Below are 16620 nucleotides of genomic sequence, written 5' to 3'. Positions count from 1 at the left end.
GAGATAAGCTTTACAGGCTGTTTATAGGGATTCTGGTTTACATTTTTTTGCCAGATCCGTTACCTAAAAAATGTGTTTGAGGAAACAGAATTATGTCAGAAGAGAACCGTGTCGGCGGTAAGATACGTCATCTTAGAGAAGCCCAGGATATGACTGTTGAAGAACTGGCCGAAGCCAGTCAGAGCAGCGTGGAGTTAATCCAGCAATTAGAAAACGGAGCCCTAGTTCCGTCCTTAACCCCTCTTTTAAAGATTGCTCGGGCTTTAGGCGTCCGTCTCGGGACTTTTCTAGACGACATGCCCCAGAGCGGGCCTGTAGTGGTAAGAGCAGGGCTATCCGAAAATGTGGTCCGTTTTTCCGGAAAGACCGAGAGACCAAAGAAGAGTGCTCTTGAGTTTTACGCTCTTGCCTCGGATAAAGCAGACCGCCATATGGAGCCTTTCATCATTGACATCCATCCCTCTCCTGAGGAAAGCCACAAACTCTCTTCTCATGAAGGGGAGGAGTTCATCTACGTCCTTTCCGGAGAAATTGAAATCTTCTACGGCAAGGATGTTCACAGGCTGAGTGTCGGAGACAGCATCTATTACGATTCCATTGTCCCTCATGACCTCCATGCAGCGGGAACAGAGGATGCCCGAATAATGGCTGTAGTCTATGCTCCTCTCTGAGAGCCTCAGTTGAGTAGGTAAGAGAGTAAGACTGTGACTTCAATGGCAGAAGTTTTGATTAAAAAATTGGTAATTGAGTACAGATATTAAAAGCTAGGGAATCCAGAATGTTCAGTATAAATGTTAGTCCGCGCTTTGGAGATATTGATGGTCTGGGGCATGTAAACAATACAGTCCTTCCAGTCTGGTTCGAAACGGGAAGAAACTCCATTTTCAGGCTTTTCTCACCGGACCTTAACCTTAGCCCTGATGTGTGGCACCTGATTCTTGTAAGAACTGAGTTTGATTTTGTGAACCAGATGTATTTCAGGTCCGATGTGGAGATCAGGACCTTTGTTGCAAAGATCGGTAATAGTTCCTTTACTGTCGGGCATGAAGCCTGGCAGGAAGGGGAACTCAAGGTCAAAGGCCAGGCAGTACTGGTCTATTATGACTTCAAACTCCAGAAAGCGTTTCCCCTTCCGGAATCTATCCGCGAGGTCCTTAAAAGGCATATGTTCCCTTCAATGGACGCCTCCCCGGTGGACGCAGAAACGGATACGGATTCTCCCTGCTCGATTTAAATATACTTCAGGAACGCCCTTGACTGGCCTGGATATAAAACCCCCATTCATAAGCTTGAAGTTTCTGAAAGTAGTCCAGAAAAAGAGGCTGAAACCATGCATCTTATAGAAGATTCTCTAGGAGAATACTTTGAAAAACAGGTAGCTATAGACCCTGACCACGAGTTTATCATTTATCCGGACCGTAACCTGCGTTTTACTTACGGTCAATTCAATGAAAGGGTAAACAACCTTGCAAAAGGGCTGCTTGCAATCGGGATAAAAAAGGGAGATCATGTAGGGATCTGGGCAAAGAACGTCCCTGATTGGCTTACCTTCATGTTTGCCACCTCAAAGATCGGGGCAGTGCTCGTTACGGTAAATACCGCCTACAAGAGCCATGAAGTTGAGTATGTGCTCAAACAGTCAGATATGAAGGCACTTGCTCTTATCGATAGTTTCAGGGACGTTGATTACCTGAATATTATCAATGAACTGGTTCCTGAGCTAAAAAGTTCCGAAAGAGGGCGCCTGAAAAGTAAAAATTTCCCATGCCTGAAGAGCGTAATTTATGTTGGGCAGGAAAAGCACAGGGGAATGTACAACACCAGCGAGCTAATGCTCCTTGGCAGCCATTATCCGGACGACGAGCTTAAAGAGATTATGGCAAATGTTCGCGGGGATGATGTGGTCAACATGCAGTACACCTCAGGGACTACCGGTTTTCCGAAAGGCGTTATGCTGACCAGCAAAAATATCCTGAATAACGGGCTCTCCATTGGCGACCGCCAGAAATTCACCCATGAAGACCGGCTCTGCCTGCCCGTACCTCTTTTCCACTGCTTTGGAATCGTGCTCGGGGTTATGGCTGTCCTGACCCACAGGGCAACGCTTGTTATGCTTGAGGTTTTCGATCCCCTGCTTGTGCTTGCTGCAATCCAGAAAGAGAAGTGTACCGCACTTTACGGCGTACCTACGATGTTCATCGCCGAGTACACCCATCCCATGTTTGATATGTTCGACCTCTCTACCCTGAGGACCGGGATTATGGCTGGTTCTACCTGCCCCGTGGAAGCCATGAAAAAGGTCGTAAAAGATATGCACTGCCATCAGATCACGAGTGTCTACGGGCTTACGGAAGCATCTCCGGGAATGACCCAGACAACTATCGACGATCCTGTAGAACTCAGAGTTGAGACCGTGGGAAAGTCCTTCCCTGGCGTTGAAGTCAGAGTGGTTGACCCATCCACAAATGAGCCAGTGCCTCCTAACACAGTAGGAGAGCTCTGCTGCCGTGGATATAATATCATGAAGGGTTACTACAAGATGCCGGAAGAAACTAAAAAAGTGATTGATGAAGAGGGCTGGCTGCACAGCGGAGACCTTGGGACCTGTGACGAGAAAGGTTATTACAGGATCACCGGACGCATAAAGGACATGATCATCCGGGGCGGGGAAAACATCTATCCCCGGGAAATTGAAGAGTTCCTGCACGCTATGCCCGGAGTCAAAGATGCCCAGGTTGTTGGTATACCCGATAAGAAATACGGGGAACTCGTAGGAGCCTTTGTTATCCCCGAAAAAGGTGCAGACCTTACGGAAGCCGATGTCAGGGACTATGCCATAAGCAAGATCGCACGCTATAAGGTTCCGAAGCATGTCTTCATAGTAAATGAGTACCCTCTGACAGCAAGCGGCAAAATCCAGAAATACAAGCTCAAGGAACTGGCTTTGGAGCTTCTGAAAAATAGAGAGACAAACGGTAACTAATTCAGTACTATCGACCTTCGGGTCGATTTCTTTTTTATTCGAATTAAAACTCAAAAAGCAGTTTTCAGGTTTTTTTCCTTTTTCATTAGTGCTTTTCCGCTTCCCAATCTTGATAAGCTTTTTCTTTGGTATCAGCTTCGATACTGATACCCACTTCGAAACTGTCTGCTATATATGATTTGGTATCACATAGAAACTAGTATCATAATGATAGCAGTATCAAAAAGGTATTGCATTTGAGACCTTGAAAACAAAGGGAAAATTGGAAATCAACTGTGCAAATCAACTGTGCAGATTAACTGTGCAGATTAACTGTGTAAATAGATTTGAGGTGGATAAAATATGTTCTGTAATCAATGTGAGGAAGCACTTAACGGAAAAGGCTGTACGAAAAATGGAGTATGCGGAAAGAAGGGGGAAGTTGCGGATCTTCAGGACAGATTACTCTATGTCCTTAAAAGTATCGCATATTATAACCAGAAAGCAAGGGCTGAAGGCCTTAATGAAGAAACCACCGACAGGTTCGTGCTTGACAGCTTCTTTTCCACCCTTACAAATACCAATTTTGACGGGAAACAGATCGAATCCCTTATTCAGAAAGGGTTTGAACTGCGCGACGGTATTAAGGCAAAACTGCCCGCTGAGCAGGCATCCTCAGAAAAAGCCCTGCCTGCCGTGGCTGCAGTAACTCCTGAAAACATAGATAGTCCGGATGTTGCTGTCCACTCAACTGCGGATGAAGATGTCAGGTCTCTTCGCGAACTTCTGACCTACGGAATGAAGGGGCTGGCGGCTTATGCTCACCATGCCTATATCCTCGGGTATAAAGACGAATCAATTTTCGAGTTCATAGAAAAAGGGCTGGTTTCTACCACAGATGACAGCGTGGGAGTAGAAGCTCTAATCGGCCTGGTTCTGGAATGCGGGCAGAAAGGCGTCTCTACCCTTGCCCTGCTCGACAAAGCAAACACCGAAACTTACGGAAACCCTGAGCCGACGGCAATCAACATCGGTGTGAGAAACAGGCCCGGAATCCTCATAAGTGGACACGACCTGTGGGACCTTGAACAGCTCCTTGAGCAGACGAAGGGCAGCGGAATCGATGTCTACACCCATGGGGAGATGCTTCCTGCAAACGCATACCCGGCTTTCAAGAAGTACGACAACTTCGCAGGCAACTACGGGAACGCCTGGTGGAAACAGAACGAAGAGTTCGAAAAGTTCAACGGCCCGATCCTGATGACTACCAACTGTATAATCCCGCCAAAGGACTCCTACATTGGCAGGATCTACACCACAGGGGTCGTGGGCTTTGAAGGGGTAACCCACATCTACGAAAAAGAAGACGGTACAAAGGACTTCTCCGCCTTCATCGAACAGGCAAAGACCTGCAAACCCCCCGAGCAGCTGGAAAGCGGGACAATCATCGGAGGCTTTGCGCATGTGGCAGCCCTCTCGGTTGCGGACAAAATCATAGACGCCGTAAAAACCGGAAAGATCAGCAGGTTCATGGTCATGGCAGGCTGTGATGGCAGGCACAAGGAAAGGGTCTACTATACTGAGTTTGCAAAAGCCCTCCCCAAAGATACCGTGATCCTGACCGCGGGCTGTGCCAAATACCGGTACAACAAACTTAACCTTGGGGACATAGGAGGTATCCCGAGAGTGATCGATGCCGGGCAGTGTAATGACTCTTACTCGCTTGTGGTAATAGCCCAGAAGCTTGCAGAAGCTTTTGGCCTGAAGGACATAAACGACCTGCCGATTTCCTACAACATCGGCTGGTACGAGCAAAAAGCTGTGCTCGTGCTGCTCGCCCTCCTGAGCCTCGGCGTAAAAGATATCACTCTCGGCCCTACGCTTCCGGCCTTTGTCTCTCCGAACGTCCTTAAAGTGCTGGTCGAAAACTTCAATATCAGGCCGAACGCAACCGTTGAAGAAGACCTGAAGGTTCTGCTGAAACTCCCGGAGCCCGCGGAAAAACCAGAAACTCCGAAAAAACCTGAGGAAAAACCAAAAAACCCGCAGAATTCCCCGAAAAAGGCACAGGATAACCAGAAGCCACAGAACAACCAGAAGCCACAGAACAACCAGAAGCCACAGAACAACCAGAAGAGCTCGCAGAATTCCGAAAAGAAGCTGGAAAAACCTGTAGAAAAGCCGGAAACAAAAGCAAGAAAATCCTGGCTCAGCAGCATACCGTTTATTCGTAAATTTTTAAGGTAAGAGGGGAATTAAAAACCTCTTACTCAGCTATTTTTCTTTAAGTTGAATACCCCATTGCTTGCAGCGGGGTGTGCCAACGCAAATTTTATACCCTGAAAAGTGAATGAAATAAGTTAAAATGGAAAATATTTGAAAATACATAGAGAGGTGAACTAAATGAATAGATTTGAGTATTGTTATTTAACGACTGGTAGGTCATATGAAGACGTATACACTCTCAAATTCTCTAATAGTCAACCAATCTCTCTAAGCGGAAAACTACTTCCCGATGTTTTGGATCAATTAGGAAAAGATGGCTGGGAAATGGTTGGATTTGACTCTCTAGAAGGTGGTCATTTTATTTTTTTCAAGAGAGAACTAAGAGATACTGATGAGGGATACATTGGAGCTAAGGGATAATTACTATTCGGTTTGAATTTTGTAGCAAAACCAACCGGTGATATTACCTGGTAGAGATGCAAACACCTTATTCTGCACACCTCTGAGAGCGTGTCTTAAAATTAAATTTGATTCTACAATTGGGACCGGACTTACGCATTTGAACTGAAAAACGGTAGAATTTAACTGTTAAATGTCTAAAGTGTAAGTTTTAACTATGATGTCTTATGCGTTTGATATTATATATCGAGCGAGTAAGTAAGATGTAATAAATTTACGATCTGAATTTAAAATCAACAATGCCCACTATCCAAATGTAGAACTGGTTTGAATTTTAAGACAGCCTCTTAAAAGATTGTTGTCATTTTCCGTAGGATCAGGACCAGAACAATAATTGATAATGATAACGTTTTTTATACAGGCCTTCCATGTTCTTAAGGATGGGGATATCCTTGATAGATCAGAGAGCTGCAGATCCTTAACAGGGCACCAAAGGCTTTTCGGATTAGATGCCAGACCTTAAAGGCCTTTCCTGACCATGACAGGCCTGATAGACCGAGACTGTGAATCGATACAATTTTAAAAGCTAAATCCTGAAGAGCAGAAGATATCTTCCTAACATGGTAATGTTTATTTTAGTTCACAATTGAGAAAGGGCAAACAAAAATCGTGGTGAAGGAAAAGAGGTTGAGGCATGTCTGACCTTAAAAAAGCTAACTTTAAAGCGGGTAACTTTGAAAAGGCTAACCTTAAAGGAGCTAACCTTAGAGGGGCTGATCTTCTAGAGGCTAACCTTGAAGGGGCTGACCTTGAAGAAGCTAATCTTGAGGGGGCTAACCTTAAAGGAGCTAAACTTGAGTGGGCTAAGCTTGAAAAGGCTAACCTTGAAAGGGCTAACCTTGAGGGGGCTAACCTTAAAGGAGCTAAACTTGAGTGGGCTAAGCTTGAGGGAGCTAACCTTAGAGGAGCTAACCTTAAAGAAGCTAACCTTGAGTGGGCTAAGATTGAAAAATCTAACCTTGAAAGGGCTAATCTTGAAAGAGCTAACCTTGAAAAGGCTCATCTTGAGTGGGCTAAGCTTGAGGGAGCTAACCTTGAGTGGGCTAAGCTTGAGGGAGCTAACCTTGAGGGGGCTAAGCTTGAAAAGGCTAAGCTTGAAAAGGCTAAGCTTGAAGGGGCTGATCTTAAAGGAGCTAACCTTAAAGGGGCTAACCTTGAGGGGGCTAACCTTGAGGGGGCTAATCTTGAGGGGGCTAATCTTGAGGGAGCTAACCTTGAGGGAGCTAACCTTAAAAGGGCTTACCATTTATCACTTGACCAGCTTTCTAAAGTGAAAACACTTTATGATACAAAATTAGACGAAGAACTCTTCATACCACTAAAAGAGAAATATCCTGCCCTTTTTGAAGTACCTGATTACGATGAATGACCGGATATTTCCAAAACTTCCAAATGGTATAGATATCAACCGTTTTAAGACGCGTTTAAAATATCTCTAATGTTGATAGCCATATTTTAAACGTTCAACAGAGAGGCCGAGAATTAACCTTTACTTTTTTATGAGGGCTTAATTATTATGGTTCTTCGCTGTTTTTTATGGGTTGAAAATAATTCCTTAGTTATAATGTAGCCCGGTCAAAAAGAGAAACATCAAGCTTGAATGTGATTTTCAACAACAAATGTTTTTAAATTTTAGATCTACTACTTCAACATTTAGGGGATGAATGTAAATTACCCACTCGAAACAGCGAAGAGCCATTATGGTGGATATTTGACAGCTAGAGCTCTTATTATACCTAATGTCAACAGCAATATCGATAGGCCTAAAATAAATTGATAATCAAATCTTTGGGCATATACCCCTGCCGCGATTTCACGCATGACTATTAAAATCGTAGCGTCGGTTACATATGTAATTCTGATTTCTTCATGTTCACGAAAATCAACAAAAGTCTTGAAAAGGTCAATAAGAACAAAAATTGTGAGGACACTGGAGACTATCTGACCAAAACCACCTCCAAGAGTCCCGAATAAAATTGATTTGATGTCCAGGAGGATATTTATCACCCCCGCAAGTAGCGCCAGTAGCAGTATATAAAGGATGATAATAGTGATCAAATCAATTATCTTTTTAAATATTTTATTCTGATCTATCATGAATATTTTATAATGAGCTCTCATTTAACTCCCCCTCAATAAAAAATATTATGATTTCTTAAATTCCAGTTTGATATATTGGTGCTCCTATAATATTGAGTTAATATTATAGGAGCCTTCCCAAAACCAATTTGATTTTCAAGTCAAACAGGCCTATGAAGAGCTTATTTGATATTTCCGAAAAACGCAAGAGAATATTATCTATTAGAACAAGAGAATACTATCTGTTAAATTATCTGTTAGAGATATTATCTATTTAGTCCTTTTTGAAGAATTTAAAGATTTAAGACATTATTGGAAAAACGGCAACGAATGTACCTGACGTGAGAAGGGAATCTAATTGAGTTACTTTTTAGGGAGAGATTGCATTAGAGGTGAGTAAAAATAATTTGGGAAATTCTCCAACCCCTTGGCCAATGGTAAGAGGGCATGGGTATTCGCCTGGAAGTATTTTTTTACTAAGGTTAAGGCTTAAAAAATACATCCGTCTAGTGGAAAACTCCCTGGATTTCATCTATCTTTATGAGTTCAAACCTGTCCAAGATTATGTGCGTAAACCTGGCAGCTACTTCCATCATCTAGTACACACATGAAGGGCATTACAACGATTCAGTTTCAGGCATGAAAGGATGCGATAATATGATCAAAAAAAAGGAAGCCACAGGCAAAGAGGAAAAGCTGCATACTGCACAAGAAACTTCCATTAGTAAACTCCCTGTCCCGGATGCAGACTCGAATAAATCCCCAAAAGAGGACTTTCCCATCGTGGGCATAGGCGCATCGGCTGGTGGGTTGGCTGCGTTCGGGAATTTCTTTTCAGCTATTCCCGACGACACCAATCCCGGCATGGCGTTTATCCTGGTGCAGCACCTGGACCCTAACCACAAGAGCATCCTCACCGACCTGATCGGGCGTTATACACGGATGCCGATTTACGAGGTCAAGGACGGGATGGTTGTCCATCCTGACTGCGTCTACGTCATTCCGCCTAACCACGACATGATTTTTCAGGATGGTGCACTGCAGTTGCTGGAACCGGTCGAGCCGCGCGGCCATCGTCTTCCGATTGATTTATTCTTCAGATCCCTGGCTCAGGGCAAGCAAGAGCTGGCCATTGGCATCGTACTCTCGGGTACCGGCAGCGACGGCACACTGGGAATGCGTGCGATCAAGGCCGAGGGCGGCATGTTGATGGCGCAGACCCCCAAATCCAGCGAGTACGACGGCATGCCGCGCAGCGCCATTGCCACAGGCCTGGTAGACTACATCCTGGAGCCTGCCGAGATGCCGGCCCAGCTCATTACCTATGTCACCCAGGCCTTTGGAAAAAGACCCCATGCGGTCCTCAAGGCCGAAGACGCGATGAAAAAGATATTCAACCTGCTGCGCGCCCAGAACGGCCACGATTTTTCCCATTACAAGCAGAACACCATCAGCCGCCGCATCGATCGGCGTATGGCCATCCAGAATATCAAGAGTGTAGATGAGTATGTGCGTTATTTAGAGCAAAAACCTGCCGAAGTGAAGGCACTCTTTCACGACCTTTTAATCGGCGTCACCAGTTTCTTCCGCAATCCAACGGCGTTCGAGGCACTCCTGGAGAAAGTCATCCCGCATCTCTTTACCGACAAGCACCCGGATTCAACGATACGGATCTGGGTGCCCGGCTGCTCCACAGGTGAGGAGGCCTATTCTATCGGCATCCTGCTCCAGGAGCAGATGGAAATGTTGAAGCAAATATTCAAGGTACAAATCTTTGCAACCGATATTGACAGCCGGGCCATCGGAGAAGCCCGCAGCGGCGTCTATCCCGCCAGCATCTCCATCGATATCTCACCGGAAAGGCTGGAGCGCTTCTTTACCCAGGATTCAAGCGGCAGCTACTGCATTCGGAAAAGTATCCGTGACATGATTGTTTTTTCTGAGCAGGACATTATCAAAGACCCACCGTTCTCCAAACTTGACCTGCTCAGTTGTCGCAACTTGCTGATATATATGGACAGGGAACTGCAGAAGAAGCTCATCCCCCTCTTCCACTACGCATTGAACCCGGGCGGATTTCTCTTCCTTGGTCCCTCCGAGACCGTGGGTGAGTTCGATAACTTTTTTGACACGCTGGACCGCAAGTCGAAGCTGTATCGCAAAAAGGATGTTAGCAGTGGACGCCCTCCCATAGGGACATTTATGCCATCAAGACCGGAAAGCAGGGAGATCCAAAGACCATCCGGCAAGGCTCCTAGCGAAAGCAAACCTCAGCTGCGCGAGCTGACCGAACAGACGATGCTGCAACATTACGCTCCGGTCGGTGTGCTCGTCAACCAGCGAGGCGACATCCTCTATCTTCATGGCCGTACCGGCATGTACCTGGAACCGGCTCCTGGTGAGGCTGGCCTGAATATCCTGAAGATGGCTCGCGAGGGATTGCGGCAGGAGTTGGCCACGGACCTGTACAAAGCCGCGGTCAATAAAGAGCCGGTATTCCACCCCGGGCTGCGGGTCAAAACCAATGGTGACTTCACTACAGTCAATCTGGCACTACGACCTGTGGCGTCAGACCCTGCCGCCGCCACCGGGCCAAACCTGTTCCTAGTCACTTTTGAGGAACCGAAGACGTCGGAGCAGAGTCAAACCGGGAAAGCCACCGCCATAGGTGCCGGTGAAGGCACCTTTGAGAGCTCAATGGAAGGTGACGCGCGCATCTTAGAGCTGAAGCGGGAACTACAGATTAAGGAAGAACATCTCAAAGCTTCCAATGAGGAACTGGAGACCTCTAATGAAGAACTCAAATCCTCCAACGAAGAGATGCAGTCAATCAACGAGGAACTGCAATCCACCAACGAAGAGTTGGAGACTTCCAAGGAGGAACTGCAGTCAGTTAACGAGGAATTGGCTACGGTCAATACCGAACTGGAGAAAAAGGTGGAAGATCTGTCGCAGGCCATTAACGATATGAACAACCTGATGGCCGGCACGGGTATAGGCACCATCTTTGTGGACCATCAACTGCGCATCCTGCGCTTCACTCCTGCCGTTACACAGGTAATCAATCTGATCCCAACCGATGTGGGACGGCCGGTTGGGCACATCGTCTCAAACCTATTGGGTTATGCCCGTTTGGTAGAAGATGTAAAGGAGGTGCTGGACAGTCTGGTACCCAAAGATATTGAAGTCCAGGCCCGGGAGGGCTCGTGGTACCTGCTGCGTATCCGGCCCTATCGCACCCTTGAAAACGTAATCAAGGGAGCGGTGATTACCTTTACTGATATTACCGAGATGAAGCGGGCAAGGGAGATTCTGAAGGAATCCGAGACCATACGCCGCCTGGCCGTGGTAGTGCACGACGCGAGCGATGCTATAACGTTGCAGGATATGGAGGGTCACATCCTGGCCTGGAATCCGAGGGCTGAGAAGATTTACGGCTGGAGAGAAGCCGAGGCACTGACGATGAATATTAGCAGCCTGATTCCGGCGAACCGGAAAGAAGAAGAGTTGGGCACACTGAAGAAGCTTATCCACACTGAAGTTCTGGAACCTTACCGCACACAGCGGCTCACCAAAGACGGCCGGATAATGGATGTGTGGCTGACCGCCACCTCATTGGTGAATGAAGCCGGGGAGGTATATGCCATTGCAACTACGGAGAGGGAAATCAAACCAGAAAATACGAAGAAGGAAGACCACGACTAAAAAAGGGACCTGTTCGGGCCGGTGGCTGACCTTCACAAGAGAGTGGAGGAGATAGCCCTAATAAAAACAACTCAGGTGCCGGAAAATCTGGATTCGCTGTCTTTGAAGATGGCGAAACAGGTACCCCACGAGCTGCGGGTGCATTAGATCAAGTTAAGATTTAATGGGCAAATTTTTGGGAGCCCATTCTCTTTACTTGTTGTCTATTTATTATGTTTTTCAGTTTTGCAGGAGTTGGCAATTACATGTTTTTGAAAACTCCAAATCAACATCAATAGACTGTTTTTTGGTGCGTTGGGTAGTTGCCATATACCAGGTATAAGAATGTTGCGTTATATGCAGAGGTGACTATAAGTGATTGAGCTGATCCAAAAATCCATTTTTATTCTTATCATCATAATTATTCAGGATTGTTTTCATGATCGTAAGCTCGATTGGTCACTTAAAATACTAGATCCAAAGAAGCAAATTTTTAATTTTGGGATCGGCTCATTAAAATCTTTAGGACTTACGCAGTTGAACCAAAAACCAGTTGCATGAGACACCAAAGAGTCTAACTAATAATGTTCTTGTTAAGGTTTCACGTGCTTGTTTTTTCATCACAAGTGCGTAACTTCTAATCTTATGAATGAACTATTATATGTTAAAAGAGTAAACTTACGAAATACACTTTAAACATAAACTGAATGCACTTTGTTCAGTTTATGAAGTGTTGTTTTTTATTGCGAGAACTATAATATACAAAATAGGATCGGGAGGGTGAGTCGTTGATCAAATCTGAAAAAACAAGCACACTCCACCCGTGTTTGGAAAAAAGTAGAGAGATTCTTATGCTTACGGTTTTCGGTAACTGACTCCCAAAACCCAAAACAGCGAAGAGCCGAAATTGTGAAACGTGGAGAGGGGAGGCAGGGCACACATACCATGAGAAAACGAAATTTTTGCCTTTACATCCTCAAGTCGGAGAAGGTGTAAAATGAGAGAAAGCCTGAGAAAATCTGGCATTGATATTATTGGAGACGTGTCCTGGGGAACCCATTTCTGTCAATTTTACCAGACAAAAGAAGATTTGGTGGACACACTGGCCCCATATTTCAAGGCCGGGCTGGAAAATAACGAATTTTGTATGTGGATCGTATCACAACCCTCGGAAGTAGAAGAGGCAAAAGAAGCCCTTAGAAGGGCTGTTCCTGATTTTGATGTTTATCTGGAGCGAGGGCAAATAGAAATTTTTCCCTACACTTACTGGTATTTAAAAGAGGGCAATTTCGATTCGGAGAGAGTCTTAAATGGCTGGGTTGAAAAACTCAACCAGGCCCTGACTAATGGCTATGACGGTCTGAGGTTGGGAAATTCTTTCCGGCTGAAAAAAAAGGATTGGAGTGATTTTGATGATTATGAGGAACAGGTAAACGATGTCATTGGCAATTACCAGATGATTGCTCTCTGTACATATCCTCTCGACTGGTGCAACGTAGCTGAGATCATCGATGTGGTCATCAACCACCAATTTGCTTTGATCAAAAGGGAAGGAAAATGGGAACAGATAGAAAGCTCCAGGCGCAAGAAAGCAGAAGAGAAAATTCAGAATCTGGCGAATATTGTGGAATATTCGAACGATGCCATTATAATCAAATCCCTTGATGGCATCATTACCAGCTGGAATAAAGGTGCAGAGCAAATTTATGGTTATTCATCTGGAGAAGTTCTGGGAAAGCCCATATCCATTCTGGAGCCATCCATATTAGTTGAAGAAACAGAAGAATTGGCTGAACTGATTAAACAGGGAGATAAAATCCACAATTATGAGACTCTACGGTTAAGAAAGGATGGTAGGATAATAAATGTCTCACTAACTATTTCTCCGGTTTTTGATGCATCCGGAAAGCTGACCGATATCTCGGTTATTGCTAGAGATATAACCAAAAGTAAAATAGCAGAAGAAAAACTTCGGAAAAACGAGGAAAGATACAGGATTGCCACAGAGCAGACAGGACAGGTGGTATATGAGTACGATTTAAGAACAGATAAGAGCAGCTGGGCAGGTGCCATAGAAGAAGTTACAGGGTATAGTTTTGAAGAAATCCATAAGCTTGGCAAGGAAGTCTGGATTAAAAATATCCATCCCACAGATATGAATCGAGGGGATGAGAAATTTCAGAGTGTGAGAAATACCGGAGGCAGATTTAAGGAAGAATTAAGGTTGAGAAAAAAAGATGGAACTTGCATTTATATAGAAAATAATGGAGTCTGGCTTACGGATTATGAGGGTCAGCCTTACGGGACTATAGGAGTACTGAAAGATATTTCAGAGAAAAAACTTGCCAGTAAAAAACTTCAAGAAAGTGAAGAACGATATCGTACAGCAGCCGAACAGACCGGGCAGTTTATATTCGATTTCGATTTCGAAACACATGAAGTCAGATGGGCAGGAGCTATACGGGAAGTAACAGGGTACGATCCGGAAGAGTTAGAGAATTTAGATAAATCGGTTTGGATAGAACATGTGCATCCTGAAGACAGGATGGAACTGCTTGAGAACCTGATGAAGTCTTTTGAGGAAGATAAAAAATTTCAGGTAGAATTCAGGTTCAGAAAAAAAGATGGCAACTACATCTATGCCGAAAACTATGGAGTCTGGCTAAAAAGTGACGACGGAAAGGTATACAGAGCCATAGGAGTTATTAAAAATATTACGGAATGGAAACTTGCAATAAAAAATGTTGAAGCGAGTGAGAGGAAATACCGCTCTTTCATACAGAATTTCCATGGGATTGCTTTCCAGCTTGATGAAAACTTTGTTCCTCTATTTCTGCATGGTGCTGTTGAAGAGATCACCGGGTATAGCGAAGAAGAGTTTATGTCCTGGATTAAGTGGAAAGACATAATCCATCCGGAAGACCTGTCTTTCGTTCTCAAAGAAGAGGAAAAGATTCAAAGTTCTCAATCCATTGGTTACGAAGAAACCGAATTTCGTATAAAGCACAGGGACGGAAGAATCAGATGGGTTAATGAAATCTACCAGAAAATTCAGGGAAAGGATGGAAAGCCGGAATTCTATCAGGGTACGATTTATGATGTGACCGAAAGAAAAGAGACAGAAAAGTTCCTTTCGAATATCGAAACTGCCCGTAAAAAAGAAATTCACCATCGGATCAAGAATAACCTGCAAGTAATCTCCTCCCTGCTGGATCTCCAGGCTGAAAAATTCAACAACAGAGAATGTGTAAAGGGTTTGGAAGTCCTGGAAGCCTTCAGGGAAAGTCAGGACAGAGTAATATCAATGGCTCTTATCCATGAGGAACTGTACAAAGGTGGAGGGCTCGATACACTGAACTTTTCTTCGTATGTTGAGGAACTCACTAAGAATCTTTTCCAGACATACAGGCTTGGAAATGCCAGTACAAGCTTAAATATGAATCTGGAAGAAAACATTTTCCTTGATATGGATACTGCAGTCCCATTAGGTATAATCATCAACGAACTTGTTTCAAACTCTCTCAAACATGCATTTGCCGACAGAGATAATGGGATAATTCAAATCAAACTTTGTAGAGAAGACTCCCAGGAAAGCAAAGACAATAGAGCAGGAAGCAATAATGAGGGCTTAAAGGGCACCAGTTTTATTCTGACAATATCAGATAACGGAATAGGTATGCCTGAAAGTTTTGATCTGGAAAATTCCGAAGGTCTTGGCATACAACTGGTAACTACCCTTGTAGACCAGTTAGAAGGTGGATTTGAACTGAAAAAAGACAACGGAATGGAATTCACTATAAGGTTTACAGCAGCGTAAAAGGAGCAAGGATACTAACCATTTCAAGAGTCGTTACTTTATGACCTTCTTAACCTTCAGGTTTTTTGCCACTCTCTTTGCGGCTACTTTTAGGATTTGGTTTTTCTTAAACAAAAAGTCAATAGAAAAAGGAAACTAAAGAGAAGTTAAGGGAAAAAACTGAAGAGATAATCCGGCAAAAAGCCTGGAAACTCTTTAATTTTTAACTCAGGTTTCAGTTCTTTCCACCTTTCAAGTATATCAGGCAGCTCTTTAGGTCGCTCATTAAGGTGCTTTTCAAGTTTTTTCATATGAAGGGAGCCTGAAAGCCTCTATATCCCAGTTAGCCTTTTTTGCCCCTGCCTGATACACGCTTTCCAGGAAATCCAGCACCTTCTGCTCAGGAGCCTCCGCTTCCCTGATGCTGTTATACATGAGAAGGGCAAGCCCGGATTCAGGACTCCAAAAAGCTTCTTTCGGGCTCAGCGGCTCGTCCATAAGCCCTTCGGGCTGCGGGTGCATAAAAGCGTAAAAAGCCGGCTCCCTTACATTCGGGTCCCCTGCCCAGAATCCGAAGCCGATTATCTCATGCGAAGAAGATTCACGTTCAACTACACCTGCTCCCTCTCTCACAGGGACAGCTCTGCCCGAAAACCGGGAAAGAGAGAGGTCAACGTGGTGCCAGAAGAAAGCCACAGGAGAACTTTTCCCTATAAACCGGCCCCTGAAAACCTGAAAGATCGAATCGACCTGTACAAGGACCTGCCAGAACCTCTTCACATACTCTTCATCATATGTCGCATGCGTTTCATCCGTTGCAAAAGGCTTGGTGCTTATGGCAGGTACGTCATAAGGGACCGCCCTGATCTCTGCAGTAATCCCGAGTTCTTTCAGGCATGAAAACACATTTTCATAAAACTCAGCCACGGAAAGTCCCTTCAGGGGAATGGTCCTGGAAGCCCACTCATTTGTTTCGATCCTTAAAACATGGTTCTTGAAATCAAACTCCATCTCAAAAGTTATGCCCCTGTAAGGAATTGGCCCGGTCGTAAGCCCGCGCACCGAGACATAAAAAGGCACGTGCCACCAGTGGTTCTTTTTCGGAAACAACCCGAGCCTTATTTTCCCCACGATCTGCAGAAACAGGTGCAGCGTGTTCTTCGTATCTTCCCATTCTTCAATGGGCAGAGGTGGAAAACGTAGATTTTTGACATTACTGTTCATATACTACCCCCTTCAAGAGCCTTAAGCAGGATTCCCGTTACTTTAGTGGCGGGAGGAATGCGTAATCTTCGCAACCCCTGTTTATGTTTAATATTCACACAAAATCTATAAATAAATTTATGTGAATATGATATACTATGGAATCTACTAAAACAATACAACTGAAAATTCTAAATCCAGATTTTGATTT

The 16620-nt window shown here is 44.6% G+C and carries 10 protein-coding genes and 1 pseudogene; 8 read left to right on the top strand and 3 right to left on the bottom strand.

Features of this window, described 5'->3' with window-relative positions; genetic code table 11:
• Positions 1 to 92 precede the first annotated feature (92 nt).
• The 6 genes and pseudogenes from EO93_RS06220 (at position 93) to EO93_RS06195 (ending at position 7016) form a co-directional block, all read left to right on the top strand.
• On the top strand, positions 93 to 671 hold the full coding sequence (locus EO93_RS06220; RefSeq protein WP_048132585.1) for a helix-turn-helix domain-containing protein: 579 nt from the start codon (positions 93 to 95) through the stop codon (positions 669 to 671).
• Positions 672 to 778: 107 nt separating this feature from the next.
• Positions 779 to 1234 carry a thioesterase family protein gene (locus tag EO93_RS06215; protein ID WP_048132586.1) on the top strand — a complete coding sequence of 152 codons (456 nt, stop codon included), beginning with the start codon at positions 779 to 781 and terminating at the stop codon, positions 1232 to 1234.
• A 96-nt stretch (positions 1235 to 1330) separates the two neighbouring features.
• Positions 1331 to 2983, top strand: a complete 1653-nt coding sequence (locus EO93_RS06210; protein ID WP_048161472.1) for an AMP-binding protein — start codon at positions 1331 to 1333, stop codon at positions 2981 to 2983.
• Positions 2984 to 3325: 342 nt separating this feature from the next.
• Positions 3326 to 4942 (top strand): annotated as a pseudogene (hcp, locus tag EO93_RS06205) (hydroxylamine reductase); the annotation flags it as partial.
• A gap of 423 nt (positions 4943 to 5365) precedes the next feature.
• Positions 5366 to 5608 (top strand): hypothetical protein, encoded by a 243-nt coding sequence (locus EO93_RS06200; RefSeq protein ID WP_048132589.1) that lies wholly within the window; start codon positions 5366 to 5368, stop codon positions 5606 to 5608.
• Between the two features lie 673 nt (positions 5609 to 6281).
• Positions 6282 to 7016, top strand: a complete 735-nt coding sequence (locus EO93_RS06195; RefSeq protein WP_052733502.1) for a pentapeptide repeat-containing protein — start codon at positions 6282 to 6284, stop codon at positions 7014 to 7016.
• Positions 7017 to 7345: 329 nt separating this feature from the next.
• Here EO93_RS06195 and EO93_RS06190 read toward each other — a convergent pair whose 3' ends face one another.
• Positions 7346 to 7768: a phosphate-starvation-inducible PsiE family protein gene (locus tag EO93_RS06190; RefSeq protein WP_235282858.1), complete on the bottom strand. Its 423-nt coding sequence runs from the start codon at positions 7766 to 7768 to the stop codon at positions 7346 to 7348.
• Between the two features lie 597 nt (positions 7769 to 8365).
• Between EO93_RS06190 and EO93_RS06185 the strand changes: the two genes are divergently transcribed.
• Complete coding sequence (locus EO93_RS06185; protein WP_200898089.1) at positions 8366 to 11431, top strand: chemotaxis protein CheB; 3066 nt, start codon at positions 8366 to 8368, stop codon at positions 11429 to 11431.
• A 976-nt stretch (positions 11432 to 12407) separates the two neighbouring features.
• Positions 12408 to 15227, top strand: a complete 2820-nt coding sequence (locus tag EO93_RS16490; RefSeq protein ID WP_052735398.1) for a PAS domain S-box protein — start codon at positions 12408 to 12410, stop codon at positions 15225 to 15227.
• Between the two features lie 146 nt (positions 15228 to 15373).
• Here the strand turns inward: EO93_RS16490 and EO93_RS17300 are convergent, their stop codons facing one another.
• Positions 15374 to 15517 carry a hypothetical protein gene (locus EO93_RS17300; protein ID WP_156161247.1) on the bottom strand — a complete coding sequence of 48 codons (144 nt, stop codon included), beginning with the start codon at positions 15515 to 15517 and terminating at the stop codon, positions 15374 to 15376.
• Positions 15504 to 16430 carry a DUF5996 family protein gene (locus EO93_RS06170; RefSeq protein WP_048161470.1) on the bottom strand — a complete coding sequence of 309 codons (927 nt, stop codon included), beginning with the start codon at positions 16428 to 16430 and terminating at the stop codon, positions 15504 to 15506. The genes EO93_RS17300 and EO93_RS06170 overlap by 14 nt, the downstream gene beginning before the upstream one ends.
• Between the last annotated feature and the right edge of the window lie 190 nt (positions 16431 to 16620).

Origin of the sequence: Methanosarcina sp. 1.H.A.2.2 (genome assembly GCF_000979975.1) — an archaeon.
In the GTDB taxonomy this organism is placed as follows: Archaea; Halobacteriota; Methanosarcinia; order Methanosarcinales; family Methanosarcinaceae; genus Methanosarcina.
Note: the sequence above shows the minus strand (reverse complement) of the source record. Positions and strands in the feature narration are given on the sequence as shown.

Bases quoted from the DNA above. Each gene is read 5' to 3' on its own strand.
- EO93_RS06210 (WP_048161472.1), top strand. From the start codon at position 1,331: ATGCATCTTATAGAAGATTCTCTAGGAGAATACTTTGAAAAACAGGTA.
- EO93_RS06220 (WP_048132585.1), top strand. From the start codon at position 93: ATGTCAGAAGAGAACCGTGTCGGCGGTAAGATACGTCATCTTAGAGAA.
- EO93_RS06215 (WP_048132586.1), top strand. From the start codon at position 779: ATGTTCAGTATAAATGTTAGTCCGCGCTTTGGAGATATTGATGGTCTG.
- EO93_RS06185 (WP_200898089.1), top strand. From the start codon at position 8,366: ATGAAAGGATGCGATAATATGATCAAAAAAAAGGAAGCCACAGGCAAA.
- EO93_RS06170 (WP_048161470.1), bottom strand. From the start codon at position 16,430: ATGAACAGTAATGTCAAAAATCTACGTTTTCCACCTCTGCCCATTGAA.
- EO93_RS06195 (WP_052733502.1), top strand. From the start codon at position 6,282: ATGTCTGACCTTAAAAAAGCTAACTTTAAAGCGGGTAACTTTGAAAAG.
- EO93_RS06200 (WP_048132589.1), top strand. From the start codon at position 5,366: ATGAATAGATTTGAGTATTGTTATTTAACGACTGGTAGGTCATATGAA.
- EO93_RS17300 (WP_156161247.1), bottom strand. From the start codon at position 15,517: ATGAAAAAACTTGAAAAGCACCTTAATGAGCGACCTAAAGAGCTGCCT.
- EO93_RS16490 (WP_052735398.1), top strand. From the start codon at position 12,408: ATGAGAGAAAGCCTGAGAAAATCTGGCATTGATATTATTGGAGACGTG.
- EO93_RS06190 (WP_235282858.1), bottom strand. From the start codon at position 7,768: ATGAGAGCTCATTATAAAATATTCATGATAGATCAGAATAAAATATTT.